Genomic DNA, 26,854 nt, shown 5'->3' on the forward strand with positions numbered 1-26,854 from the left:
TTTGTCGGAGATCAAATAAACACCACCGAAGATGTTCTCAGCTTTTTCAATCTTGGCCGAGGACTGAAAAAGTGCAAATGCAGCCGAAGGTTTCATAGGACCCCCGATATAGACCGGGTCGGAGCGGTCTTTCGCGGCCTTGAGATCAAGAACTTGAGAAAGCGGCACATCGGTGCGCCGGTTGAGAAATAGTCCGACTACGCCATTATCATCGTAGTGAACTAGCAGGATTACTGTTCCAACGAAATGCGGGTCGCCGAGGCCGCGGCTCGCGACGAGCAACTTTCCAGTACCTAAATCTTTGGGGTTCTTGAATTGAATCGGAAGAAAGGACGCCGGCAGCAATTCGCCTTTCCTGTGGAATGCCTTGAGCCATCGCCTTGGCTTGTTTGCAGGCCAGCTGCCGTACCAAGGCAATGCCCGAGTGGCAGGCGCAGAAGCGCGCAACAACGTATTCGGTTTCGGCACATCAAATTCCGCCTTGTAAACGTTGACCCTTCCGGGCTCCGCCAAGCCAACGATCGCGAACAGCATTGCGAACAGCAACCCTTTGCGCAGCGACATGATCGGTATCCTTCCCAGAGGAGATTAGCCGATTTTTTCTAGCGGTCCGACCCGAGATTTCTGTTGTCCCGCTTCCGATCACTCCAGACCTCGAACCTTCTGGCACGTCAGGATCTCAACGCAGGGCCGTCATAGCCCTCTTCGAGCGCGTCGACAGCAATTCGCGGAAGCTTTCAATACTGTAGATCGTCATAATAGTACCGAACCGCAAGCTGTTCAGGATTAAGGCGCATGGGCCGCAGATCTCACCTATTGAGGATAAAACCCGGATCGCGGGAGTGTTGTCGGCCAACCGGCAGTAACGGAAAGCTAATGTCCGGTTGGGCGGTTATACAGCAACTTGCCGGTCAATGAGCGCTAAGCCCTGAAGGCAACAGTTGAGCCAAGGGCTACTTGTCCGGAAAGGCGACTATTCGGCAACTTGCCTCGATCTCATTTGTCGATGCGTGACTTGGCGATTTATCGCTCATTGAGTAACTTCACTTAGGCAAAGCGCGTTTTAGGAGACCAATGCCTCTTCGACATGGCCTATCGCAGCTGCGCTCGAAGATCGCGCACTCCTCGTCCCAAGCGTTCACGTAAAAGTGTTCTCAACATCGCACCGTCGGAACAATAACCCAATCTGGCTTCAATTTCGGCGTGCATCTAGCTCGTCGATTAGCTAGATTAGTCCTCGTCAGACATCGAAATCCACATCTGACAAGGAGAATAGTCATGAAGGTTTTCGCTATCGGATCATTCGCCAAGCCGATCACGGACGAAGAGAGGCAGCGGATTATGCGGAAGGAAGTTCCGGACACACTCAAACTTTATCTTGAAGGCAAGATCGAGCAATTCTGGTTCCGCGAGGATAAGCCAGGCGTGATCTTCCTGATGAATACCGAGTCGCTCGATCAAGCTAAGTCGATAATCCACGAGCTGCCGCTTGCCGCGAACGGCTTCCTTGGGTTCGAATTCATTCCAGTCGGGCCGCTTAAACCGCTCCGGCCTACTGATCCAGGGTAAGTAAGCCCTGGATCTGCTAGCGACATTACGAAACTATTTGGTGAGTGCAATCTGTCCTGTGTGAAACGATGCGTGATTGGTGCGGTTGAGGAAGACGGCAAGCCGGTTTCGTGTGGGATTCTTAGAGAAGTCTTCGTCGGAGACGGCGGTATGTTTGTTTAGCCAGTCGTCGACAGAGAATTTCTCAACTGCAGAAGCAATAGCACCAGTCGGCAGGAGAGAGCAATGAATCCTGTGGAGATCGCGGCGCTCGACGCGCTGGACCTGCTCGTCGTCGTGGACAACGAGAGCGACACGCTATCCAGCGTGGATAAACGTGTGCCGCAGCTTCCCGAGCTCGGGCGACTGGTCGCGCGTGTTCCCCATCTTGCGCCCAAGGACGGCCATGACTGCGTCGAGCCCTGGGGGCACCTGTGCCTCGCCTGCCACGGCTTCTCGGCGCTGGTCACGGGGCGGCGCGGCTCCGAAGAGCGCTCGGTCCTCTTCGACGTCGGACCCTCCGCCGAGGTCTGGCTGGAGAACGCGCGTCGGCTCGGCGTCCGGCTCGCGTCCATCGAAGCCGTGTGCCTCTCGCACTGGCACACGGACCACAGCGGCGGGCTCCCGGGGGCGGTGGCTGCCATCAGTCGGTCCCGCCTCGACGAAGGGCTCCCGCCGCCGATCGTCGATCTACACCCAGACCGGCCCGACCAGCGTGGCATCATGACCCCGGCCGGGACGCTGGTGCTGTTGAACCCGGAGCCGACGTTCGAGGCGATCGAGAGCGCCGGTGGGCGCGTCACGAAGCACGCCGAGGCGCACGTACTTGCGGGCTTCTTCTTCGTCAGCGGCGAGATCGAGCGCGTGACGTCGTACGAGGCGGGGTTCGTCGGGCACCACACGGTGCGCGATGGGCACTGTGCCGGATCCCTTGATCCTCGACGAGCGATTCCTCGCGGCGCGCGTGCGCGGCCGCGGCGTCAGTGTGCTCTCGTCGTGCTCGCACGCAGGCGTCGTCAACGCAGCGCTCGGCGCGCTGGGCGCGTTCGGGGGCGAGCCGATCGACGTCATCCTCGGCGGCTATCATCTGGCAGGCGAGGGCATGGAGCCGCGGATCGAGCCGACCGTCCACGACCTCGCCAATCGTGTCAGGCCTCGTGTCGTCGCGCCGGGGCACTGTACCGGCTGGCGTGCCAAGGCGGCGCTCGCGCATGCGTTTGCGCCGGGAAACTATGGGCCGAGCGTCGTCGGCTCGCTCTACGCTCTGCGCGCGACGTGAGCGGGACGACTTCGCCGGGAGCCACCGCCGGACTCCGGTTCGGCGGTTCGAACTCCAGACCATCGACGCCGAGCCGAAGAAGCCGGTACCCGAACGCGAGCTGCACGAACGCCCGACCGAACTGTTCAGCATTCCCCAGCATCGAGAGCACGTCATCGAGCCTCGGGACGCGCGCGCAGTGGCGCAGGTAGACCGCAAGCTCAACGACCGACGGCACGTTTGTAGAGGATGGCGTCGCGATCCAGCCACCGATGCAAACGTCTGTATTGAAGCACGCGATAGGATGCGACTTGAAAGGCTGTGCCGGTATACAGGCCGGCCCGCCGTGGCCACGGAACGCCTGACTGAATTGCCTGATCGGCGGCTCCTCTATCGTTTTGAAACGCCCATGGCGAGACGGAACCAGTGCACACCTAATTAGGTATCACGGAGTACTGGGCATTCAGTGAGGGCGGATCATTCAACAAATGAATTGACTGCCTCATAAACATGCTTCGGATCTTGCAAATGTGGAAAATGACTTACTCCATCCAAAAGATCGATTGGTGCTTTGATCCTCTCAGCCAGCTCTATTCCCATTTCTTTCTTTATGTAGAAGTCAATTGCGCCCCATACAACTTTGACCGGCGTCTTAAGGCGACTTAGGTTTGCCTCGAAATAGTTTTGGTCTCTCGTAAAAAAAGAATAGTAATGATAAAAAGCGTCTACCGAGGTCATGTCAGGCCCGTCCCACCCCTCACTCAAATCGCCCTTATATTCCTTGGAGACTTCAAACTGATGCTCTTTCGCCAAACCATTTCTGAAGATATTCTCTAGAATTCCACGTTTATTTGCGTTCATATATTCCCGGATCTTTTCGGCAGATCCACTTAGCTTTAAGTGGCGTAAATTGTCATACATATACTGCGGCCTATCAAAAGGAGCAAAAGCCCCAACAATGATCTTTCTCATCATGTGAGGCTCTTCTAACGCAAGCAGCAGTGCAGGCAACCCACCAATGTCCGTTGCATAAACCAAAAGTCTTTTTGAATCCAACCCCGCAGTCTGAATGTAATCTTTCAGAACATTCGCATAATCTTTGGGTGAGTATGAAAATTTGTCACTCGATGGTCTTGATGAGAGTCCATAACCTGGCCAATCAAAAGCGTGAACCTCAAATTCCTTAACAAGGAATTTCGCAGCTCCGCTCCAGGCATAGATCGTCTCCGGGAATCCGTGCAGACAAAGCACAATGCCTTTTGCATTTGAATTGCGCCCGATCATTCTCCTTAACTTCAAGCCGGATTTCAGTTCTACATAATCAACTTCCAACTGCGATCTTTCTTCCATTGCAGATCCGTTCGCCTCCTTATTCTATTCTGAAGCTTCTTAGTTAGGATGCATTTGCTGTTCTGCCTGCATGGCCCGAAAGAATGAGAAACAAGAGAGCCCGCCCTGAACGAAGTCGAATGGGTGCCGTGAAGCCGCGAAAATACGAGGGAATTTAGCCCGGGGGACGCGCCTGCACAAGCACAAAGAGACTGGGACTCACGCTGCAGCCAGACGCGCCCGCCCTCCACGTGCTGTCGTCTGCGTACGTGATACGCATCAAGTCAACGCGTGTGACGGTGGCAGGAGCTCCAATCAACAGGCTGCCTGCAAGCCTCCGCGCCGAACCATCCCTCCGACGACAGCTCAAAGGTCTTCTTCAGTTCCGCCGCACCCATCGTCGCGACGCCGCTCCCGGTAACCGGCAAAATGCGACTATGAGGCCCTAGGTAGTGAACCACCAGCTCAACACTGCTCAGAGATTTGTCCTCAGGAGCTTCGAGTGCAACATGCACACCAATTAGAGCGGTCGCCGCCACCAAACACGCATAGACCGCTGACTCGCTAACCTATGAGCGGGGCATACGAAACCAAGCCTAGCAAGAAACTATGGTCGGCGCTGATGACCGCTTGTCACCAGCCGGAGCGCTCGTCGCGCTCCGGGGCCGCTGTGCGCTGAGGCGGGTTATCGCCCAAACCTTCATTGGCGATAACAGATCAATGCGCTCAGCGAAGAGAGCCCGAGGTCATTCCAGTGGCTCCGCGAGCGCCTGTTCAGACTCAAACGATTTTGGGCCGCCGAGACTTTCCCTACGAAACTGATGTGGCGACGGAACTGTACTTGGAGGAGTACTCAACCAGAACGCGTAATACAGAAGGAAGGGAAGTGGCGCTTCGCTGCGGTTGATTCGAACGGCAAATGCGCTACTGGAAGGGCGCCAGAGTGCAAAGTTTTCGGGTACACGTTCGGGTACAGACATCAGTTCGCCCTGATTGCGGAAACTACGCTAAATTACAGATAGTAATGGGTTTAGCTAGTCCACTAATTACGCCTAGTTTCGCTTATTTATCATAGACTTACGGGGTTCTTCAGAGACTTAAAATTCGCATCGAGAAATCGAGTGGGGGTTCGAGTGCCCCTCCGGGCACCAATACAAATAGAATCACCTATTTGTGATGGTATTTGAGGTAGAGTTCGAGGAGCGAGTGCCCTCCCAAATGTTGACTTGATTACGCTCGATTATGTGTAATCGCAGCGGACTGCTCGGTGGCACTCGTTCGTCGCTGACCCCATTGCCCGTTCACCATCTTCTCGTGAGGCGATTGCCCACTTCGTGAGCGTTCGATGGGTCCCTGCTCCCGTTTTCTCTCACGAAGCACGTTTGCAATTGCTGTCCAGAGGACAATTCCATTTACCTTTGGATATTCTCGCCCAATCAAATTGGGGCCGTAAGCTCTGCGCGTTTAGCCGATACTGCCTATACCGACCGTGTTTTACGACCGTAACAATACCAACCTTGCGCAGCACTCGAAGGTGCTTGGAAGCGGTGGGTTGCGTAATTTTCATGCGACCGACGATTTCGCTGACAGTCCAGTACTTGCCATTGTTCAGGAGTCCGATCATCTCTCGTCGCTTCGCTTCCGCGATAGCGTTGAAGACGTCGGTTGTTGTCGCTGCCCTGGCCATGGGATTACGTAGCTCCAGAATTGCTCTTGAAAGATGAAGGATTGCCTTTTCTCAGGGCTCGTGGGTTGCGGCCGGTTCCATCAGTTTGGATACGAATCCTCGCCGCACTATCTTGGGGTTCAACCATCGACACTCACCCCCTCCGCGACATGAATCGAGCGGGCGGTGGCAAGCACCCTGACAGTGTCCGAAGTCCACCGCGCGAGAGATCTTTTGTTCGCTCACTGCGAGCCGGATGACCTTACTGTTGTTAGCGTTTTACGAGGATGGCTTGACCGAGGTGATAAGCCAGGTGTGTCGTCCGGCCCAGCAGTATCGCGTAACGGTTTCGGTGCGGCTCACGTTCAAAGTCCTCTGGTGATACTGCTTGATGCCTGTCCAGCCACTCGGCCGGTGTCAGCTTTGCAAATTCACTCCAAAGCAGATCGCCCAATTGGCTCCACATGTCGCCCATGGCCTCACCCGCGAAATTATGGGGAACAGCACGATCAGGCTGAGAGATGAAGATCAGATCCAATTCGGGATAGCGACGTTCACCGAAGCCAAGAAGCGGAATCATCCTGTCGTTGGTCGCAGAGAGGTGTCCCCAAATGTAGATCAAGCGATTCTTGCCAGGCGCGATCTCCTTTTGTAAATCGTCATCCGATAACGAACGGAAGAATCTTCCAACCCGGTCCATATTTGAGTGCCAATTGCGAAGTGCTCCATCGATCAATGCATTTTCGGTTGCCATATTCCAGATAGCCTTTCTTCGTGAGGGGTGTCGTGAACCATCAGTTGTTAGTGGAGCGCGTTGCCAAACGAGAAACATCATCACCTTTTGACCACCAGACTGAACTGGACCTTCGGTACTGAGTCGCAACGTGTTTCTCTCCAGGTGAGCAAGCCGAGGTTGTTTGTTTCCGGCCCAGGCCGGGAACAACGATACCTCCATCGGGTGCAATAGCCTCTCCTCCAGTGCTCGATGTTAGAGAGGGGGATTCGTGGTTTGGCAATTGGTGTCCGCTCAGCAGACAGGCTCCACCTCCCGAGCAATGTCTACATTGCGTATCCACCTCGGCCCGTCTTGCGATCGTCGGCTCAAGCCGGGGCGTCATTTTCCATTCCTTCTTTAGCCAGCCATCTCTCCATCTAATTTCTTTTGCACCTCCCGCAGTATCTCTCGTGAGAACGCTTCGTCATCGACCGCCCTGGCAAGCGAAATCGCTCCTACTAGGGTTGCTAGGGTCGCCATCGCCTCTCTGCGTTCGCCTACCATCGCTGAGATAATCTCCTTAAGATTTGCGGTGAACCTACCTTTCACTTCCGGCTCGTTCCGTATTTCGCCCGACAATGCAGCCATCGGGCACCCAGTTCCAGGCGTGTCCCTGTGCCTTACGGTTAGATACCGATCCAGATAGGCCCGTCTTCCCTCCAGCGTTGGGAAACTTTTCTTCACGCCACGGAGTACCCCTTGCATGGCATAGTCCACTGCCGCCACCATAAGAGCTTCCTTGGATTCAAAGTGGCTGTAGAACGCGCCGTGGGTCAGCCCCGCTTTTTTCATGACCTCGGCGACGGTCACATCTTCAAAACCGCGTTCGCGAAAGAGACGCGAGGCCTCTTGCACGATGCGGTCGTGCTTCTCGGCCGTTTCGGTTGCTGGATAGCGCAGAAAGGCCCTTTCCGCAAAAAAGAGAATCCCTTTTGCATGATCATCATCATACATGACGAGCGTCATACCTGCAAGAGACGTCGTTGAACAGGCTCTGAGCAAAACGAATCTCGCGGAGCTGGTACGCGGCGTCGGCTAGAAACTGTAACCGACACGAACATGTTTAATCCGAAGGAGCAAAGACAATGGGTAGGCTAACGGACAAGAACATCCTCATCACAGGCGGCAATAGCGGAATCGGGCTGGCCGCAGCGCAGGAATTCGACCGAGAGGGTGCGCGCGTCGCCATCTGCGGCTTGAATGAGCGGTCGCTGCAGGCAGCGAAGGAGACGCTTGGAGCCGGAAGTCTCGCCGTTCGCGCGGACGTGAGCAATCTCCGCGACCTCGACACGATGTTCGCCACGATCGAGCGGGAGTTCGGGCACCTGGACGCCGTCTTCGTAAATGCGGGTTACAGCGAGTTCCTGTTGTTCGAAGACGTGACGGAGCAAAGCTTCGACAAGGTGATAGCCGTCAATTTCAAAGGGGCTTACTTCACGATTCAAAAGGCATTGCCGCTACTCAGGGAAGGCTCGTCTGTAATCATCAATGCGTCGGTTGGCGCGCGCAAGGGGTGGCCGACAACCTCGACCGTCTCGACCTGCAAGGCAGCAGTCGTCCATCTCGCTCACATTCTCAGCGCCGAACTCGTGGAACGCGGTATTCGCGTGAATACCCTAAGCCCGGGCCCGACGGACACGGCAATGTTCGGTCGCTTCCCAGGCGAAGAGCAGGGCGAGGCGGTTAAGGGCGTCCTCCGAGCCAACAATCCAAGCAAGCGGATGGCCGATCCGTTGGAAATCGCAAAGCTGGCAGTTTACCTCGCGTCGGACGATTCTGCGTACGTCGTTGGGGCAGACTTCTTGATCGACGGCGGGGTCACGGCCATTTCGGGCGTGGGCGCCTGAGTCTCGTTGTAGAGAGTGGAGACTTCAACAACACGAAAGGAAACTTAAAAATGAAAACGAAATCACAAGTATCCAAGAACGTGACCACGAACAACCCGGACGAGAAGAGACAGGGGATGAAGGTACGCACGGTTGTCACCGGCCATGACGCCAAGGGCCGGGCTGTTTTTGTGCGGGACGAGCAAGTCGATGGGACGCCCATCCCTGGCTTAGGAGAGCTCGCCTTCCTCTGGAATGCCGATGAGCCCGCAACCTACCCGAACGTGGGGAACAATCCGGCGGCGCCCGGTATATTCCCACCCGTAGGTGGCATCCGCTACATCATAGGGACGTACTTGCCCGGCGTGATTGCACCAGAACCCACTCCCGAGATGCACCTCGAGGATGGCGACGAACCCGGTGGAGCTAACGACGGCTTTCACAGGACTGACACGACGGATTTCGGGGTCCTTCTCTCCGGCAACATGGCACTCGAGCTCGACGATGGCGCGGAGGTGGTGCTGTCTCCCGGCGATGTCCTGATCGAGAACGGAACTCGGCACCGTTGGCGCGTCGTTGGGGACGTGCCGGCCACCCTGGCTTCTTTCATCATCGGAGCCCGCCGCCGTTAGGTTCCGGCCTGCGCGTGAGGTGGCGATTGCCATGACACGGGAGGACCCTTGTGGTTACAGGGTGGAAGCAGCTCGAGCGAAAGAGTACGCGGCGCCGACGCGGCGGCACCACAGGCAGCGGACTTGCGGCGGAGCAGGGGCTAGGCGTTCAGAGAGTCGAGGCCGTTCCTGTTCCCGCTCAGGCAAGGGATCGCACCGCCAATCCTCGTCACGCAAAAAACGTAACTAGTAAAAAGAGCTGATTCTGGTTGCGGAGGAGGAGGTATGCGGAGACGCGGCTCTAACAACTCCGCGAGATGACCGTTGTCGTCGCTGATACAGGAGATCGAGGCGATCGAAAGCGCAAAGCCACAAAATGCAACGACCACCCCGTCGCTTATCCCAGCGGATGCGCAACAACCGCAATATCAACCCATCGTGGACGGTGTCCTCATCGATCCGCGTTGCCCCTCGGTGCTCGCCAGCTAGTGATTGCGGCCAGAGCGTGACCAACTTTGGATTCAATCTTGAGACAACTAAGGAGAAAGAAATGAAAATCTCGCAAACGTACCCAGCTGCTTTGATCGCAACTCACACCAACGATTCAGCGCCTCAGAGGCCCAAGTCAGCGCGCCGAGGCCTGATGCAGCGTCTCGGCGTTGCTTGAAACTGGAGTTTGTTCCTTCCTGCTGTTTCTGAAGATTTTCCTTCGCGATTGAATCTTTGGAGATTTCGGCGCTCAATTGGGATTGCAGCGTTGGGATTTCCTTCTCGATATCCAGCAATGATGTCTCTGTGATTGTGGTCTTCACGACATCAGACAGGTTGAGACCCAATGTCTGAAAGTCTTTTACGGTTTCTTCTTGAAATTGGTCATATGCGCGCTTCAGCAGGCGGATCCGCTCTCGGATGTTTTGAATTGCCTTGATCCGCGCTGCGATAACTAACTGAGCAGCAGAATGCCGACCAGCGCGCTCATCAAGATTTGCGAGGGCATCTGAGGTCGAGTCCAGTTCGTTGGCTGCCAGAGCTTGGTCCGGACTCAGTTCATCGGTTGGTTTGGTAAGCGTTTCAGGTCGTAGCTTCTGGTGCTCTGCAATCTCCTTTATCTGAAGGCCTAGCTTCTCGTTCAGATTCTTTCTTATCTCTGGCTGTAGTTGATCCTCTATACCGGAGATGTCTTGGTTCAATCGGTTGAGCTGTTTCCTGAAGTCAGCGAGTTGGTCTCTGTAACTTCTCTCTTGCTGTTCAATTAGCTGATCAAAATCCAATGCTCCAAGCCGGATGGAGTCTCCGGCATGTGAGAAGATCACTGCCTTTAGTTCGCGTTCAAACGCATTGGACCTACCAGACACAGGTTCGTTGCAAAGCTCCTCAAAGCGACCTTGAGGGATATAGCGAACAAGTTCTACCTTCTCTGAGGGCGTGTCATCATTGAGGTTCTGGCCTCCTTCATCGCTTGAGTCGCACCAGACAAGCCTTCCAACGAAGTGCTTTGCAGGCTCTCCCGATTTCCCCCGGAAACGCTCTTTCTTGAGAAATGTAAAATGCACCCTCTGGTGAGAATGGCCGAGCAGAGCGATAACATCGGCAAGCGCGCTTTTCCCGCTTCCCTTATTGCCGATGATGGCGACAAGGTCAGTGTTCAGGGGCACAGAGCATCCGTCTAGCCACTTGTCAGTCAATGCACTGCCGGCAACTTTGGCGATTTCCACTTTGTCAATGAAATATCTCTTTTGTCCAGCCACCTCAAGTAGCTTGGACGGTACTTCGCCAATGAAAGTACGTGACTCTGGCTCCTTTATGGCCTGTAAGAGACCAAGAAAACTGGGGTCGGCCTTTACCCAGCAATACCGCTTTTCGTCTGGTTCAAAGAGTCTGGCAATCTCGTGAGCGTCGGAACCGTGAAAGCAAGGCTTCAGCGTCTTGTATTGGCTTTTTATGCTTGTCGCAGGAATACCCGGTTTCTGCCCAAGGTAGTGCTTCCGGTCTGAAGGGTTCCCACTAAAGATGAAGTCGGAACGGCACAGCAGTTCATCTCGAGTTGCGGCAAAGCTATCTAGCGGCAGGCCGCTGATCCCATCACTTCCATTAGCGATACCGACAACGCTGTTATCTGTTAACCATTTATCGTTTTGGAGCCATTCGAAAATGTCAGTGTGGGATGGCTTGAATTGCTCCACCCCAAGCCTATAAGCAGCCGTTTCGTCGTGCAGCGAGGGGTCTTGTTGTCTCGCAAATTGAATCAACTCCTCACGAATGCAACCATAGTCTTGCTGTTTGTACTTAAATTTCAGATTTCTAAGAGACTTCTTTAGTTTGTCAATATGGAGAGGGTCTGCAGCATTTACAAGCAAATGGATATTCAAAGCCTGACCCGTTTTGGTGTGGGGCAGGCTCCTGAATTCGATGTTGGGCAAAAGAAGGACAGATGACAATCTCGGGTGTTTCGTATCTTGCTGAAGAGCGACAAGTCTTTCATAGCCGTCGATGGACATGTAGTCTGTTATGCCTATGACGGCAATTTTGTGACGGGCCACCGCCTCCTCAAGCGCGTTTACGTAGTCGTCCCATTGCACATTTACGAATGAGGTTCCAAGAAGACTTGCTGGTGTGTGAACATGCAAATCCCGTCGACGCCATTCTGCCCCTCGTGGCCAGATATTTGAATCTACCGTCATCGTCTTATTGTCCTCATTGCCCCTTACAGAAGATCCTTTGGAGCAAGTTAGCCTACACTCAGCGCTGAAATTCCAGGCAACTCCAAGCCTTCTATTTCGCGCAGAGACTTGCCTGCAATTCCTTGGAGATCACCATACATCCCAACCGTTGCACCTATTACTCGCTCGATTTGTTCTTCGCGCTTCGCCCATTGCTTCATGATCGCCTTTCGTTCCTTGTCCAAGTCTTCCTGCATGGAGGAAAACGCCTCAACTATCGCCTCAACGCGTTGGCGGAAGCGTGGTCCTGTTAGATATTGGTAGACCATCTCAGCCTTTGTTTGCTGCCCTTCGGTGATGAGTTTCGCTGTGCTCACCTGAAGGAGCGTATGGCGCAGGATGGTGGCAACAGGCAAAAGAGAGCGAGGATGTGTGATCCAAACGCCATCAATAACATCGAAGGTCTCGATGCCTTCGGGTAAGGTCTTGGAGATGAGCACGGATATATCTGCCTTGGCTGTGCGCTGATCGTCGCGCAACTTCGGGAGCCATCCGTTACTCCAATTCTTCGTGCGCTTCGTTTCCCAAAGAATCGTGCCGCTCGTCAGGCCGCTTGAACTGATTACTCGCTGGAGCGTGTCGCCTCCGAATTCCCCCTTGGGAACAGGCTCAATTGCGTCGTATGGGAATCTGGCTCGGAGGAGATTTTCCAATTCTAGCTCCTGAACCTCACCCTGCAACTGCTGGGAACCTTGCTCGGCCTTTTGTTTCAGCTCCTCGATCTTCTGCTGCATTGAGGCAATGGTTTGATCCTTTTCCATCACCTTGAGCCTGAGACCTTCTTCGGCTTCCCTCTTTGCCTGTGAGCGGACTTCGGTAAGGCCATCCTGTACGCGCTTCTCCACGGTCAATTCCAGCTCGCGTTTTGCGTCGTCCAACTCACGCTGCTTCTTGATTAGCTCTGCTTGCGCCTTCTGGGCTTCGGCCAGCTTTTCGTCACGCACCTTGAGAACTTCTTGTAGCTCTGTCAACTCCTGGGCTTTCGACTCAAGTTCTGCCGCACTGGCGAGCTTGGCCTTTTTCCACTCCTCATCAACCACTCGCGCTCGTTCTGTTTTGAGTTGCTCTGCCACCTGATCTGTCACTTGCTGTTCAAGCGTTCGCTTCTCTTCGAGGATCCGCTTTTCATTGTCGCGTACTGCCTGTTCACGTTGGGCTATCAGCTCGTCCTTCTGCTTGAATTCTTCGATGTTTTGTTGCATCGCGGCAATGGCTTGATCCTTTTCCATCACCTTGAGCTTGTGCCCTTCTTCGGCCTCCTGCTTTGCCTGAGAGCGGACTTCGGTAAGGCCTTCCTGTACACGCGTCTCTACGGTCAGCTCCAATTCACGTTTTGCGTCATCCAGCTCACGCTGTTTCTTGATTAGCTCGGCTTGGGCTTTCTGAGCCTCGGCGAGCTTCTCGCCGCGGGCTTTGAGAATTTCTTGAAGCTCGGTCAATTCTCGCGCTTTTGTCTCAAGTTCTGCCGCGCTGGCGAGTTTGGCCTTTTTCGACTCTTCTTCGACCACTCGCGCTCGTTCGGTTTTGAGTTGCTCCGCCACTTGATCCGCGACGTGCTGTCCAAGCAAGCGCTTCTCTTCGAGGACCTGCTTCTCCTTGTCACGCACTACCTGTTCGCGGTGGGCTATCTCCTCATCTTTCTGAGATAGTTGCTTCTCAAATTGGTGACGAGTCGCTTCGATCAGTGGTGCGGCAAGAGATTCTGTTAACCGAATTTCGCTTCTGCATTTTGGGCAGGTAATTGTCGGTTCTGTCATTGGTCCCCAGTTGTCTGAAACTCTGTTATGGATGCTTTGAGTCAGTCGGAAGCTAAGAATTAGCTGGTCGTATGAGACTCTTGAGATTCACTTTATTTCCATTACTTAGCCTGTCGGGATTCCTTCAACCACTGCTGATTCGTTCATTTCTCATGCGAGACTCCAGCGAATGGTAAACAGCGGGGACAGCTCCTGCTGCTGTTTGAGCTTGCCTTCAATGTCCGCGATCAGCGCTTCACGCCTTGCCTCAACCTCATCCTGAGCGACGAACAGGTCTTTCCTACGCTGATTGCGTGCGACAGTGAGGTCCTTCAGTTGCCTCTGGTGCTCTAGCTTCTCCTGCAAGCCTAATGCCGCGACAGAATCACGTCGTATCTCGCGAATCTCTTTGTCCAAGTCTTTGATCTCCTGCTCCAGGCCGAACTTCAGGTCTTCCGTCCATCGGTCAAGCTTCTCGATTTCCGCATCAAGCCACTTGCCGTTACGTTCCTCAAGCTCTCGAAGTACCCGTTGCTGTTCGCTTTGAACCCCGTTGGTCAAACCATCGGGTGCTTCCAAAAGCAGCGGTTGGCCGGCTTCGGCAGTTAGATCGAAGAGGCGCTTACATGCGACGGCGTCCATCGGCTGCCCGTTATCCAGAACGCCAGCAAGCAGGATGTGGTCTTCGGTCTCCAATCCGTTCAATGTAAAGCGAGCACTTGTGAGCCAACCGCTGCGGACCGGCAGAGATTCCAGAAGGGCAATACGTTTGCCGCTACCGCTGAGATCGAAGCGAAGCTCAACCTTTGGCGTAGGGAGTGCGCAGCAATTGGTCAAAACCTGTTGAGCAAGGGGATGACCGATGCGGTAGGTGTTGGCTTCTTCGATCTGCTTACCCATGCGGTATGGACCTGGATGGATCGGGTGCTGCTTTTGTTCGGCTGCTGCAAACGGGTCGTGTTCCAAGTAGAAGCTGTGGCAGGAAGATTCAAACCGGGCATAGGGCGCGAGATAGAAAGCAGTTAGTCGCCAAAGCAGTTCTTCAAAGCGTCCGAGCGATTTCGCGCTGGCGACGCGAACCCGCTCGATGACCTCCTGGTCAAAGTTGTTGAGGAGCTGTTCGCTTGCGTCACTCCGTGCCTGGCTGATCTGGGATTCAAGTTCTTTCTGCAACTGATCGAACTGAAACTCGATCTGTTCGGTCGTGCGGCACTGTTGGTAGATGCCGACGATGCGCTTCTCGAAGTCGACACCGGACTCAATCGCTCCGATGACTTCATCGCTCGCCCCAAAGACGCCGTCGAAAAGTTTGAACTTCTCCGCAAGCAACTGATACACCCGCACGTCGGCGGCATTCGACTTGTTGAGGAAGTTGACGACTACAACGTCGTACTTCTGACCGTAGCGATGGCATCGGCCGATTCGCTGCTCGATCCGCTGGGGGTTCCACGGCATGTCGTAGTTGACGACCAGATTGCAGAACTGGAGATTGATGCCTTCGGCAGCCGCCTCCGTCGCAATCATGATGTTCGCTTGATCGCGGAAATACTCCACGAGAGCGGCGCGTTTGTCGGCGGTGGGCGAGCCGGTGATACGGTCTGTTCCGGCGTGCTGCTTCATCCAATTCTGGTAGATTTCGCGGCTGCCTGGGTCGGTGTTCGTACCATTAAAGAGAACGACCTTGCCCGCAAAGTCTGTCTTCTGTAACAGGTTGTATAGGTATTCCTGAGTCCGGCGGGACTCGGTAAAGATGATGGCTTTTTGCTGGAGGGCGCCTGTCTGTGCATCCGCTTGAACAGTTCGGGCGGCCTCAAATCCTCGGCGAAGGGCGGTGAGTAGCACCTCGCCCTTTGAATTCGTACGGATTGCCTTGGCTAGATCGTGGAATTTTCGCAGCTTTTCCTTCTCGGAGCGAAGCTCAGCGAGCTGTTCCTTGCTTAGCCTTTCGGGTACCTTTTTCTCGTCGCCGAAAGCGTCCTCCGATTCTGAACCTTCGTCATCATCAACCCACTCCTCCTGCATTTCGGGCAAGGGTCTCAAAGTCCCTCAGCCATGATGGCGACCGGTTCTGCGGCTTGGTGTTGCTCTACTTCGGCTGACTCGAGCTTGTTGGCGAGTCCGAGAAGCGTGTCGGAAATCGCATAAGTTGAGGAAGCAAGCAGTTTCCGCAAGATGAGCGTCATGAGCTGACGTTGGCTGGCAGGGAGCGCGTATAGTTTCTCGCCTTTGAGGTAATCCGAGACAAGATCGTAGAGTTCTTGCTCTGCGGGACTGGGAACGAACTCCTGCACCATCGCGTGACGGTTGGTGTACGGAACGTAGGCGAGTACCTGCCTCCTAAGCGTCCGCTGACAAATCGGACGGAGACGCTGCTTCAACGCGTCGAAGTCTGCTTTTCCGGCTAGGCGGGCAAATTGCGCCCTAAAACGTCGCAGATCGCCGAAGGTAAATTCGTCAACGATGCTGACCAAGCCATATAGCTCAAGAAGGGAGTTCTGAAGCGGAGTTGCGGTTAGCAGAAGTTTTTGATGTCCAGTGAGCGCCTGCTTGATCGCGTTCGCAACCTTGTTGCCGGGTTTGTAGACATTCCTGAGCCGGTGGGCTTCGTCTATCACGACGAGATTCCAAGGCGTTGTTCGTAGGTAGGGCTCTTTGGAACGAGCAAATTGGAACGAGCAAATGATGATCTTCGGCTGCTCGAAGGGATTTAAATTGCCCGCTCGGACGGCCTCATTGAAAGTCTTGGCTTCCAGAATGACACTAGGAAGAAAGAATTTGTCTTGTAACTCCTGGCTCCACTGTTTGCGGAGGTTTGCCGGACAGATCACCAACAAGGTGCGCCGTCGCTCGGCCCAACGTTGCGCCAGCAAAATACCCGCCTCGATTGTCTTTCCGAGTCCAACCTCGTCGGCGAGAATCGCGCCTTTTGAGAGTGGAGAGCGGAAAGCAAAGAGAGCGGCTTCAATCTGGTGGGGATTTAGATCAACTTGAGCATCAGAAAGCGCGGATGCCAATTTGTCGACGTTGTCAGAACTGGACCGCTTCGTCAGCTCGTGGGCAAAGAGCTTGGCGTGATAGTCGGTCATGTTCATTAGCGCTAGGGATTCTCCGTGCACCAATTTTAGAGCATTATCTCTACGAAAGTATTGGGAACATTAGACTTTCGCTGAGACCAGGGGGAGTCAGGGCTAAATTTGAGGGAGATTTTGCGCTCTTTTGCAGGCTGAGACCTTGATCGCTGCTGCTGGGCGTCGCATTCGGAACGCCGTCGCCAACACCAAAAAGTAAAACTCTACAAGATTGATACAGGGAACCCCAGCCACTACTTGACCACCACTGCGTGCGTCCGTTTCCCGTCCAAGGTGCCCTCCTTTGCCTGGGAACTGCTTCGTGAAATTCCCTCACCATGATCTCTGCGACTTTGTTATCTCTATCGCCGACCTTCGATCACCAAGTGCGCGGTCCGGACAATGAGCCTGTTGAGGTAGGAGATTGACCCGGCATTCCCGCGAGCCCACCAGAAGCTCTATCGCGAGGAAGCAAAGTTTAGAGCTGAGGAATCTGAGGCGAAGCAGCACTGAACGAATTGGACAACCACAAAATGAGTAGCGGAAACCGTCCGGCATCGCCGGCGGCTGGAGTGAGCGAGGAGATTTCCTCCCTTATCCCAAAAGTGAAATGATGGAACGTTGCTGAACGAGGATAAAGCGATGAGCTGGGAGATTATGCGTTCCGAGACAGGCCCCTGCGACTGTGGAGCCGGAACGATGATTCACGTCATGGAGATGGACGACTGGAACCCGACACGGAGTTCAACCGAAATCCACTGTCCCGCATGTGAGGAAAAGCGGTCTCGGGAACTGAAAGCAGACCGGGCGCGAGAGAAGCGAAGAGATGAGCTTCTACGCAGAGCGAAGCAACTCGCAACCGATCGTTATCTCGAAAATTGGCTGGCCCGGTTTGCAGGAATGTCGAAGAGAGCAGCCTGGGAGCGATATACCGGAGGTTCTGGCTATCCGGCGCTCGGAACTTTCTACCAGCACGTAAAGCACTCAGGCAGCCTTAGCAAGTATATGGAATGGTGCTTTCCCAACGAACTAGAGAAGTCGCTGCGCATCCTCGGCGTTGAAGACAAGGAAATCGAAGCCCTGCTCAAAGAGCATTCCCGGCTCTGGAGACCAACGAGCAAATCCCTATAGAACCGCAATTGTAGGCTTCACTGACTATCGAACTGGCTCACTTGCTTGTTAGGAATGTCCGATTTTCAACGAGCGCCGCGCGCATCCGTTCCGGGAGCAGTAGACATACACGTCGTAAACTCCGCGCCTCGATTGACGAAGTCATACATGCGCGTAGTCGTGCGGGCCACCTTCACGTCCGCTTCGTTCCCAGACTGCATGGCTGCATCGTACGCAGCGGCAGGCGCTCGGCCGACACCGGACCAGGAATCACGACGAAGCCGGTATCCCGCAACTCCTTGGCTACGAGTGCGGCAATTGGCTGCCTGCACTGATCGTGCCGAACAATTTATCCATCTGATCTCCTTGTGTAACTTCATATCAATTGGTCCTGCACAGGCTCCTCGACAAAGAGAGGCGAAGCCGGGTCCTCGGCTGTTTGAAAGTTACTGAAGCCAACTCCCACCAAACGGTAGAGCTGCTTTGGTCCCAACTCAACACGTTCGCGCAGCGCGAGTGCGATACGTGTAAGTTCGTCGCAGGATGAGGGCGGAGCCGGAAGTGTGAGACTTCGCGTGAGGCTACTGAACTCTTTCGTCTTCAGCTTCAGAACAACCGTCTTTGCTGCTCGCGCATTGCCGTGCGAGGATTTCCAGACCTTCTCAGCCAGACGCCGAATCTGTAGCTCGGTGTCCGCGAGCGGAATGTCTTCGGGAAACGTGTCTTCGGCGGAGATTGACTTGCTGACTCGGTTCGGTACGACGGGATTGTGGTCGATACCACGGGCGAGTTGATATAAGCGAAGACCGTAGCTTCCGAAGTGACTTTCAAGGATGGAGAGTTCAAGGGCATAGAGATCGCCGACGGTTGCGATTCCAACCGCCTTCATACGGCTCTCTGTGACCTGCCCCACTCCAGGGATGCGGCCCACCGGCAGCGGCAGAAGAAAACTCTGTACCTCGTGCGGTTGAATCACGAACAGACCATTGGGCTTCTTCCAATCAGATGCGATCTTCGCCAGGAATTTGTTAGGTGCCACGCCGGCGGAAGCGGTGAGGTTCAGCTCCTCGCGTATCTGCTCACGAATCATCTTCGCAACGCGCGTCGCTGTCGGAAGCTGCATCTTGTTCTCGGTCACGTCCAGATACGCTTCATCGAGAGACAGCGGTTCGATCAGATCGGTATGCCGCTGAAAGATTTCACGCACAGCGGCCGAAGCAGCTTTGTAGCGCACGAAATCAGGCGGAATGAAAATTGCTTCCGGGCACAGTCGCTCGGCACGCACCGCGGGCATCGCAGAGCGAACGCCATAACGGCGAGCTTCATAGGAGGCGGCGCAGACCACAGAACGATTACCGCGCCAAGCGACCACGACCGGCTTCCCTCGAAGCTCTGGATTGTCTCGTTGTTCGACCGAGGCGTAGAAAGCGTCCATGTCTACATGAACGATCTTGCGAAGGGGAGCGGAGGTGTCAGCGACGACTACGTTTTGGGCGTTGGATGCTGTCATCGTTCCGCGAACGCTGCACGCTACTCCTTGCAGTCTTCACACGTCTCGCAATGCTCGGTGAAAGCGTCCCACTCCAGGATGCCAGCGAACGCGGATGTATTCAGATCGGCAAAGTCCTGCGCCTGAAGAAAGGCGTAATCCTTGGGACGTGCCTCTTCAAATCGGCGCAGCAAATCCATTCCAACAGGACAAGCAGGAAGGTCATCGCCTGTCCATACCGGACCGGTTGAGTTTTGAGGTTGTCGAGTCAGCGAAATCACCTCGCATCCATTCAATCATATTCGCCTCTTGTTCGCCTAGCTGGTTCAATACAGACCTGACCTAAAGCCCCCTGAGGGAGGAAGTCTCCTATCAAAGTACGGATCTCGATCAACAACTTGCGGAGTTATTGGCTCGAGTATTCCCCGGCAACTGGGCAACGGGCTGTTGCACCATTGCCGGGAACATAATGAAAAGAGTTTGGGCTGATCCCACACGGATCAGCCCGATGGCCCGCTGCTAAAGAAGCTTGTCGCATTTTTGTCGCAAATAGCGCCGATTGTGCCGGTTTTGCCGACTCAGCCGACTCGTAAGCGCTGTGCCGTCTATAATTTGCGGTTTGACTCATTCCATGGCATGGAAGAGCATCGATGCCTGCCTTCTGCGTGCTGGGGCTTGTTTCTGCTGGGTGGTTGGCGCCAAAGAACGGAGCCACCGGAGTAGTAAGCTCCGGTGCGTGCCGTGCGGAGACGGGCGTAACCCGGTGACAAAGAGGCGTCCCCACCTTTAGAAAACTGAAGGTGCATCGGACTCTCCAATCGAAGGGCTGCAAGGTGGTGCAGCGTCGTCGGTCGAGGTGTATTCTGTCTACGATTACAGCGGATAGGGAAGTGCGTTTTGACTTTGGCTATACTTTGGCTAATCAGTCTCGATCGAACCTCACCGAACCTAATGGAACGTAACTCTCCACTGCACGTAAGTATTTGGAAACAAGGAAAATACAGAACTTAAGGAGATCCAGATGCGGACTCAAAATCCGCCGGGCTTCGGCCCGTGGGGTTCCACTCCCCTCCCGGCACTACTCTCGTTCAGGGACACGGCGCATCCTTTTATTTTAAGTAGAGAAGGGAACTAAGTGTTTCTTGCTAAATTGGTGGCCAGAGACGGGATCGAACCGCCGACGCCGGCCTTTTCAGGGCCGCCTCGCAAGCTAACTAAGTGGTCTGGAATCAGCGGATATCATTGAGACGATTAGCGTTGTGGCCTCCTCCAATTAGGATGGTTTAGGACCATTTGTGATGGTTTCGACTGTACGATGGTCGTGTTTTGGTCGTGCCGTTGACCCATCGGGCACCTCTCCTCGACAAGTCGCCCTGCCGGTTCGCTCGGATGTGAAGGAGAGCTTGAGCAACCGCGGGATTTACGATCCACTAGACGGTTCACTTCGGAGAAAGTTTTCGGTCTACGGTCTCGCGCAACATCGCAATCACCCGGAAGCTGAACGCGAGCTGCTTGTATGCTTCAACACAGCCTTGTTTCCCGAAGAAAATCTCGGACGCCAAACGCCGAATCTTCTATGGTGCAGCGATCGAGAATCTCGACATGACGTTGCAAAAGGGTTTGCGCTTATCTGAGGCGAGATCTCTGGAGTTCCGTGCAGAGGCATTCAACGTCTTCACTCATGCGCAATTTTATGGCCCCGCAGCCGTAGATGGACATAGAGAAGCTCTTTCATCCAGTTTGTATCAATTCGATTTGCACAAAAGAAGTCGGGCGCTGCACTCGTTCTTCGGTTGTCCAGCTCGAACTACCTACGATCTTCTAGTAGTGGCAATTCGACTGAGTACAGGTTTCCGGTTCCCACACGGATTTCAATCAGAGGTGAGCCGTCGGGCGTGATGCCGCTGAAGAAGTAGCTTTCAGCCGTGGACGAGCCGAGCTTTGAGAGATCGGCGACAGTTGTTACTTTGCCGTCCACGCCGGCCCTCATAATGGCTGAATTCGGCTTGGCGAAGGCATGGAAGTAGATAGACCGGCTATCCACGCTCCAGACGGGGTCGGCGGCGCCGCCCGTAAAGAGCGTCTTCCATGTTCGTTCGTTCGTGTTGTAGACCACAAGCCGGGACTGATCTCGCGAGAGCGCAGCGATCCAAAGCCCATCCGGAGACCAGCGAGGGCTGAAGAGATCCTTGGAGCCAAGAAGAGACCGGATTTGATGATTGCGAAGATCAAGCAGCCGGATGTCATGAGGTCCGATCTCCATGCCCATGAGATCCGCCTCCCGGCCAAAGACGATCTGGCTTCCATCTGCAGACCATTGCGGGTCTGCAAGATTCTGCCCGTCATCGAGCACAAGATGAAGCGCGCCACCGTAGGCGCTAATCGTGAAGATCTGCCAGGTCTTTCCGGGTTGTCGAGCCATCAGTAGCAACTGCTTTCCGTCAGGCGACCAGTTGGCGGCAAATACTTCAAGGTCACTGCCGCTGAGTCGTAAGAGGTCCGCGCCATCCTTGCTGCGAGCGCGCCAAAGTTGCTCTTGAGGGTCGGTCCAGGCCACCCATGCGCCGTCGCGCGAAAAGGTTACGCGTTGCGCGCTCTGGAGGAAGTGCGGTGCGGGGGCGAATCGATGAAGAGCACCGTCGTAGATGCGCGTGCCTGCGGGCTGAGCCACGCCAAAAGCGAAGACGGTCCGGCCCTCGCGGCTGGGCAGCGGCGAGGTGAAGCGAATCGGTCCGTTGGTAAGCTGCACCGGCCATGCCTGTTCACCGCTTCCAACGACCCAGAGATTGCTCTCGTGAACATCACCGCTTTGAAAGGTGAACTGGTCCCCGGACGGTGTCCATGTCCCACAGCAAAGGTCCATGTTGCTCAGAGCCGGAAAAGACAGTCGATGAGTCTTTCGCGTCGCTGCATCGAGTTCCCAAAGGGAAGAGGTATGACTCGTCGGTTCCAGAAGTGTAAAGCGGAGCTTCTTTCCGTCAGGCGACCAGCGCATCCAGAAAGCCCGCCCCGGAAGCGATGCGTAGGGGGATATCGCGCCGTTGCTGATCTGCACGACGGCCAGGTCATTGCCAGACGCGAACAGGATGCACTCATCATCTGGCATCCAGGTGGCGTCGTGAGCTAAGACCTCGCCTACCCGTGACGCTCCAGACCCGTCCGTGGGGACAATCCAAAGTGGTTGCTCTGGTGCTCGCGTCCGCAGACTACGCACCAGAAGTCTTGAGCCATCGTGGGAGATGCCGGTGATAGCGCCGGAACTCAGATCCCTGGGCATGCTGATCGGCTCGGACTCCGTGCCATTCAGAGCCAACGATGAGAGCTGCGATTGGCCGTTCACAAGTACCGGGACATATAGCCGGGGTCCATCCGTGGCGATTGACAGGAATGTCTCCGGATTAGGCGGTCCGGTATATATATCCGTTGCTTGTGTGAGCTGCTCGATATGCGGGGGCGCCGACTTCCCTTTGCTCCGTCCCCAACCGCGGGCAAGTAGGGCGGTAAGGAGCACCAATGCAACAGCTCCGTACCCAAGCACCATTGTCTGCCAGAGCCGAGGAGCTGACACGTACCGCCGGAGCCTCCTGTCAGCCTGCAGAAGCTGTCCCTGCTGCGGGGCTTCGACTGTTGGTGAGGTGCTTACAAGACTTTCAGTGTGGCTTGGCGAACTGTCCGCAACCTGGATCGCGGGTGGCCCTGGTTGAGCGTGCTCCTCCCCGGCCACCCGCCCGTCGTTAACGCTTATCGGTGCAATGAATCGATATCCCCTGCGAGCCAAGGTCTCAACGTAGCGGGGTTGTTCCGCGGAGTCACCCAAGGCTTCGCGTAACTTGTTGACGGCGCTGGCGAGGCCCTGCTCGAAATCGACGTTAGTGTTGGCACCCCAGATCTCGCGCTGAAGCTCCTCCCGGGTGAGTATTTCCCCCGGACGGGCAAGCAGTGCGGCCAGCAGCCGAAAGGGCTGGCCAGGAAGGCGGACGCGCATCCCCGACTTGCGAATTTCGCCCGCATCGATGTCGACTTCAAATGTGCCGAACGAGACGATCTTGTGTCTTGTTCCAACAGCCATGGTATCTGGTATCTATCCGCTAATGATTCTAATCTGCGGTTGCCGTCACGTAAAGAAATCCACTATCGAACTCAAACAAAGAGACTTATCTGGTTATACACATTCAATACAAAAATCTGGGCGCCGCTATTGCGCTAAGCCGCAAAGAACGAAGAGAGTTTGCAATCGAACGAGACTTAGCCGCGTAATCACAGCCAAGCAAACGATTCACATTGAGGCCGTCCTATGAAATTGCAGTCTATATATCAGCTATGCAGAGCAGCCGTGGTCTGTCTTGCGGTATCTGCCGTGTTTTCCGTTGAGATGCCCCACGCCTATGCCCAGGCCGACTCCGGTCGCATTGCCGGCACCATCACCGATTCAACCGGCGCTGCCATCCCGAACGCCATCATCACTCTGGTCAACCCGCAGACGGGGCTTAAGCTCTCCGGCGCCTCAAACGACAGCGGTGAGTTGAATATTCCCGCTGTGCCCCAGGGCACCTATACAGCAAGGGTAATCGCGACCGGGTTTCAGGCCCAGACGCAGCAAGTCACGGTTGCCGTGACTCAAAACCTGACCCTCAACTTCAAGTTGCTGCCGGGCGCGGCAACGACAACCATCGAAGTGACCGGAGCTGCCGCCCTGGTCGACACGACCGACGCCACACTAGGGGAGACGATCCAAGGCAAACAGATCACTGAGCTTCCATTGAACGGCCGCAATGCCCTCAATCTCGCCCTGCTTACGCCCGGGGTGACTCAGGGACGTTACGGAGATAGCAGCCAGGACACCGTAAATCGCAACGGGGAGAGCGGCGGTGGCGCGCTCTCGGTCAACGGCACCCGGTTGCAAGCCAATAACTTCATCTTGGACGGCGTAGACAATAATGATGGCCTGCAGAACGACATCCTGTTCTTCCCGCCGGTGGAGGCCACCCAGGAGTTTCAGGTGACCACCAGTGTGGCCCCCGCGCAATACGGCCGGGCAGGCGGCGCCTTGGTGATCGCCTCCATTCGCTCCGGCACCAACCAGATTCATGGCTCGGCCTTTGAGTTTTACCGTAGCGGTCACTTTGACGCGAACCCGAACTACCAGTTCCTGGATGCTCCCTTCACTCCAAACCCGTCGTACAACAGAAACCAGTTCGGCGGTTCCGTGGGGCTGCCAATCATCAAGGACAAGCTGTTCATCTTTGGCGACTATGCAGGTTACCGCGAGGCTTTGCCAGTGGCTGCCTCGTATCACACCGTGCCCACGGCGCTGATGCGTACGGGTGACTTTTCGGAGCTGCTCAACCCGGCGCGCACGGGCGGGACCTTCATTACGACGTTCCCCAAGTGCGTTCCGAACAACGGCGCAATGAACAACAATTTAAGTATGTTCAGCAAGGGTCAAATCTATGATCCTGAGACGTGTACGCCTTTTTCCGGCAACAAGATACCCTCGAACCGGCTCAACCCAGCAGCTGTGAACTATCTGAATGCCTACCCGATGCCCACCCGCACCGACCGCGTGCTCCAGAACTACCTGGCCCAGCAGCGGGCGGCAAACAAATACAACACTTTTGATACTCGTATGGACTGGCATCCAACCAGCAAGGACCTGCTCTTCTTCCGCTTCTCCTACGATAACTCGACGAACACGCTGACGTCAGTACTTGGCCCGGCCCTGCCGGCCGGCAGCGGTTCCGGCTCTAATTACGTGCATGGGCGCGGCTACGATCTGGGCTCCACGCACACTTTTTCGCCCCGCGTCGTAAACGAGCTCCGCATTGCTTACAATCGCGATAACTTTGGCTACCAGCCGCCCAATTTCGGAGAGAACGTCTCCGCCAATCTCGGCATCGTGAACGCGAATCGCAACCTTGAGACCAGTGGCGGCGCACTGATCGGTGGCAATAATACAGAGATTGAATACACGGGCGACTACGGCCTCTACGCCGTACCGGAGAACACATACGAGCTAACCGACACTGTCAATCTGACACTCGGCAAGCACGTGATCCAGACCGGCGGGACCTTTCTGCGTCGGCAGGTGGAATTCTTCCGGCCCATCGCGGGTAAGGGCTTCTACAATATCGCCGGGAACGGCGTCGACTATACCGGGTTCGAGCCTACCGAGCTTCTAGTGGGAGCCGTCGATAATTATCAGATCGGCGCACAGAGTGGCTACTTCGCGAACAACAGCCAGGAGGACGCTCTCTTCATCCAGGATGACTGGCGCCTCAGCCCACGCCTCACCCTCAATCTTGGCATCCGCTGGGACCTGCTGACCTGGCCGTATGAGCAGCACAACCAAGCCGCCGCGTTCAACCCGACAAATGGCACCATTTATCTTGCAGGGCAGAATGGAATTCCACGCAGCATTATCAATCAGGATTATGGCAACTTCGCGCCGCGGGTTGGATTCGCATACGCGCTTACGCCCGACGGCCGCGCTTCTTTGCATGGTGGTTACGGAATCTTCTACTTCCCCGATTATGGTGGCATCAGCAACCAACTGGGCCAGCAACCACCCTTTGGAGGTAGCGTCACTTACCTGGCAAACAATGGCTACTGCATTACTTTCACCGGCCAAACCTCCGGTCAGGGCGCGCCATATACCTGCCCGGGATACACCTCGCCTGCTGCCGTGACCACGGCTCTTCCGGCGCCAGGCTTCCCCAACTTCAACCCGAACAGCCCTCCGCTGGGCTTGAGTGGCCTGGCCGTGGACCGCGATAACAAGCACGCCCGTCTGCAGGAGTTCAACCTGCAGTTGCAACAGCAGTTCGGCCCACGCGACGTGTTCAGCGTGGCCTATGTTGGTGTGCACAGCGACCGGCTGTCTTCGTACTATCCGCTGAACAGCTACTACTTCAATACCCCCACGCTGCCCTTTGAGAATCTCGGGGGAATTTCCCTCAATCGATATGACGGCATCTCCAACTACGACGGCCTGCAGGTGCACTACGAGCACCGCGCAGAAGACCTGCTGGTGACGGGGTCTTATGCCTGGTCGCATTCGCTGGATGACTCACCGGGCGCCTTTGAAGGCTCAACCGTCAGCCAGCCCAATAACCCCCTTCTTAACTATGGCAACTCCAACCAAGATGTTCGCCACAACTTCTCGACCTCGGCTCTTTACATCCTTCCTTTCGGCCGCGGCAAGCGGTTTGGCGCAAACGCTTCCAGGGTCACGGACCTGCTGATCGGGGGCTTCCAACTTAATCTCATAGCGTTGCTTGCAACCGGTCAGCCCGATGATCTCAGCACCGGCGTCAACACGCCCGGAAACCATCCAGACCTGGTCGGTACGCTTCAGTATCCCAAGCAAATCGCGGGTCACTGGTTCAACCCCAATGCATTCTCCGCCAACATCCCCTCGATTACCTCAACCGACGGTAAGGACCAGACCGTCTACACACGTGTGGGCACGGCGGGCCGCAATATCATCTTCGGACCTTCATCCCGCGTTGTGAACTTTGGCGTGCAGAAGAATCTCCACCTAACCGAGCGCATCGCGCTGGAGCTACATGGCGATGCCTTCAACGTCCTGAACACTCCCCAGTTCACCAATCCTGGGGGTAGTCTCAACAACCTCACCACGTTTGGTGTGATTACCGGGCTGAAGGCAAACTCTGCCCGTCAGATCCAGCTTGCCACTCGTCTGACGTTCTAAGTCCGAA

The 26,854-nt window shown here is 55.3% G+C and carries 23 protein-coding genes and 1 pseudogene; 10 read left to right on the plus strand and 14 right to left on the minus strand.

From position 1 onward, the window contains the following. Positions 1–564: YqgE/AlgH family protein (locus Q363_RS36150; protein WP_211256200.1), on the minus strand; the 564-nt coding region annotated here is incomplete at its 3' end. 714 nt (positions 565–1,278) lie between these two features. Between Q363_RS36150 and Q363_RS15850 the strand changes: the two genes are divergently transcribed. Beyond that, complete coding sequence (locus Q363_RS15850; RefSeq protein ID WP_035352006.1) at positions 1,279–1,569, plus strand: hypothetical protein; 291 nt, start codon at positions 1,279–1,281, stop codon at positions 1,567–1,569. Positions 1,570–1,794: 225 nt separating this feature from the next. Further along, a pseudogene (locus Q363_RS46285) lies at positions 1,795–2,124 on the plus strand (hypothetical protein); the annotation flags it as partial. A 114-nt stretch (positions 2,125–2,238) separates the two neighbouring features. Here the strand turns inward: Q363_RS46285 and Q363_RS44130 are convergent. Continuing rightward, positions 2,239–2,466 (minus strand): hypothetical protein, encoded by a 228-nt coding sequence (locus Q363_RS44130; protein WP_245632252.1) that lies wholly within the window; start codon positions 2,464–2,466, stop codon positions 2,239–2,241. Between the two features lie 13 nt (positions 2,467–2,479). Between Q363_RS44130 and Q363_RS44135 the strand changes: the two genes are divergently transcribed. Together Q363_RS44135 and Q363_RS46290 are read left to right on the plus strand one after the other, a co-directional pair. Next, on the plus strand, positions 2,480–2,827 hold the full coding sequence (locus Q363_RS44135; RefSeq protein WP_245632253.1) for an MBL fold metallo-hydrolase: 348 nt from the start codon (positions 2,480–2,482) through the stop codon (positions 2,825–2,827). Further along, positions 2,781–3,248, plus strand: coding sequence for a transposase (locus Q363_RS46290; protein WP_169747008.1), 468 nt, complete (start codon positions 2,781–2,783; stop codon positions 3,246–3,248). Before Q363_RS44135 ends, Q363_RS46290 begins: the two co-directional genes overlap by 47 nt. A gap of 35 nt (positions 3,249–3,283) precedes the next feature. On the opposite strand, the gene Q363_RS15860 is transcribed toward Q363_RS46290, so the two are convergent. From Q363_RS15860 to Q363_RS15875, 4 genes are all read right to left on the minus strand, one after another. After that, positions 3,284–4,156 carry an alpha/beta fold hydrolase gene (locus tag Q363_RS15860; protein ID WP_035352008.1) on the minus strand — a complete coding sequence of 291 codons (873 nt, stop codon included), beginning with the start codon at positions 4,154–4,156 and terminating at the stop codon, positions 3,284–3,286. 1,348 nt (positions 4,157–5,504) lie between these two features. After that, positions 5,505–5,822, minus strand: coding sequence for an ArsR/SmtB family transcription factor (locus tag Q363_RS15865; RefSeq protein ID WP_051978845.1), 318 nt, complete (start codon positions 5,820–5,822; stop codon positions 5,505–5,507). Between the two features lie 250 nt (positions 5,823–6,072). Continuing rightward, entirely contained in the window at positions 6,073–6,765 is a 693-nt protein-coding gene (locus Q363_RS15870) for a lipocalin-like domain-containing protein (protein ID WP_281176005.1), read from the minus strand. A 168-nt stretch (positions 6,766–6,933) separates the two neighbouring features. Then, a complete protein-coding gene (locus Q363_RS15875; RefSeq protein ID WP_245632254.1) occupies positions 6,934–7,542 on the minus strand; it encodes a TetR/AcrR family transcriptional regulator in 609 nt (202 codons plus the stop codon). A gap of 119 nt (positions 7,543–7,661) precedes the next feature. Here Q363_RS15875 and Q363_RS15880 point away from each other — a divergent pair, with 119 nt between their 5' ends. The 3 genes from Q363_RS15880 (at position 7,662) to Q363_RS40585 (ending at position 9,502) form a co-directional block, all read left to right on the plus strand. Further along, on the plus strand, positions 7,662–8,423 hold the full coding sequence (locus tag Q363_RS15880; protein ID WP_035352012.1) for an SDR family oxidoreductase: 762 nt from the start codon (positions 7,662–7,664) through the stop codon (positions 8,421–8,423). A 50-nt stretch (positions 8,424–8,473) separates the two neighbouring features. Further along, positions 8,474–9,034, plus strand: a complete 561-nt coding sequence (locus Q363_RS15885; protein ID WP_051978846.1) for a cupin domain-containing protein — start codon at positions 8,474–8,476, stop codon at positions 9,032–9,034. 303 nt (positions 9,035–9,337) lie between these two features. Continuing rightward, complete coding sequence (locus tag Q363_RS40585) at positions 9,338–9,502, plus strand: hypothetical protein (protein ID WP_211256203.1); 165 nt, start codon at positions 9,338–9,340, stop codon at positions 9,500–9,502. Between the two features lie 47 nt (positions 9,503–9,549). Here Q363_RS40585 and Q363_RS15890 read toward each other — a convergent pair whose 3' ends face one another. The 4 genes from Q363_RS15890 to Q363_RS42815 all read right to left on the minus strand — a co-directional run bounded on the left by Q363_RS15890 (position 9,550) and on the right by Q363_RS42815 (position 16,561). Then, on the minus strand, positions 9,550–11,694 hold the full coding sequence (locus Q363_RS15890; RefSeq protein ID WP_342667420.1) for a TrlF family AAA-like ATPase: 2,145 nt from the start codon (positions 11,692–11,694) through the stop codon (positions 9,550–9,552). A gap of 47 nt (positions 11,695–11,741) precedes the next feature. Continuing rightward, a complete protein-coding gene (locus tag Q363_RS15895) occupies positions 11,742–13,490 on the minus strand; it encodes a DUF2130 domain-containing protein (RefSeq protein ID WP_245632255.1) in 1,749 nt (582 codons plus the stop codon). 150 nt (positions 13,491–13,640) lie between these two features. Further along, positions 13,641–15,491 (minus strand): helicase-related protein, encoded by a 1,851-nt coding sequence (locus tag Q363_RS42810; RefSeq protein ID WP_245632258.1) that lies wholly within the window; start codon positions 15,489–15,491, stop codon positions 13,641–13,643. 14 nt (positions 15,492–15,505) lie between these two features. After that, on the minus strand, positions 15,506–16,561 hold the full coding sequence (locus Q363_RS42815; RefSeq protein ID WP_211256205.1) for a DEAD/DEAH box helicase: 1,056 nt from the start codon (positions 16,559–16,561) through the stop codon (positions 15,506–15,508). Between the two features lie 618 nt (positions 16,562–17,179). Between Q363_RS42815 and Q363_RS15910 the strand changes: the two genes are divergently transcribed. Further along, positions 17,180–17,668, plus strand: a complete 489-nt coding sequence (locus Q363_RS15910) for a hypothetical protein (protein ID WP_157466972.1) — start codon at positions 17,180–17,182, stop codon at positions 17,666–17,668. A gap of 65 nt (positions 17,669–17,733) precedes the next feature. Here the strand turns inward: Q363_RS15910 and Q363_RS45490 are convergent, their stop codons facing one another. The 3 genes from Q363_RS45490 to Q363_RS40590 form a co-directional block, all read right to left on the minus strand. Then, on the minus strand, positions 17,734–17,868 hold the full coding sequence (locus tag Q363_RS45490) for a hypothetical protein (protein WP_281176006.1): 135 nt from the start codon (positions 17,866–17,868) through the stop codon (positions 17,734–17,736). 155 nt (positions 17,869–18,023) lie between these two features. Continuing rightward, complete coding sequence (gene dinB / locus Q363_RS15915; RefSeq protein ID WP_051978848.1) at positions 18,024–19,157, minus strand: DNA polymerase IV; 1,134 nt, start codon at positions 19,155–19,157, stop codon at positions 18,024–18,026. 20 nt (positions 19,158–19,177) lie between these two features. Continuing rightward, positions 19,178–19,417, minus strand: a complete 240-nt coding sequence (locus tag Q363_RS40590; RefSeq protein WP_157466975.1) for a hypothetical protein — start codon at positions 19,415–19,417, stop codon at positions 19,178–19,180. Positions 19,418–20,648: 1,231 nt separating this feature from the next. On the opposite strand from Q363_RS40590, the gene Q363_RS47475 reads away from it, so the two are divergent. Beyond that, positions 20,649–21,035, plus strand: a complete 387-nt coding sequence (locus Q363_RS47475) for an outer membrane beta-barrel protein (protein ID WP_483782894.1) — start codon at positions 20,649–20,651, stop codon at positions 21,033–21,035. Here Q363_RS47475 and Q363_RS15925 read toward each other — a convergent pair. After that, positions 20,944–23,205, minus strand: coding sequence for a winged helix-turn-helix domain-containing protein (locus Q363_RS15925; protein WP_035352018.1), 2,262 nt, complete (start codon positions 23,203–23,205; stop codon positions 20,944–20,946). The genes Q363_RS47475 and Q363_RS15925 overlap by 92 nt on opposite strands. 264 nt (positions 23,206–23,469) lie before the next feature. Here Q363_RS15925 and Q363_RS15930 point away from each other — a divergent pair, with 264 nt between their 5' ends. After that, positions 23,470–26,847, plus strand: coding sequence for a TonB-dependent receptor (locus Q363_RS15930; protein ID WP_245632256.1), 3,378 nt, complete (start codon positions 23,470–23,472; stop codon positions 26,845–26,847). Positions 26,848–26,854: the final 7 nt, after the last annotated feature.

It is taken from the genome of Edaphobacter aggregans DSM 19364, assembly GCF_000745965.1.
Lineage (GTDB): Bacteria > Acidobacteriota > Terriglobia > Terriglobales > Acidobacteriaceae > Edaphobacter > Edaphobacter aggregans.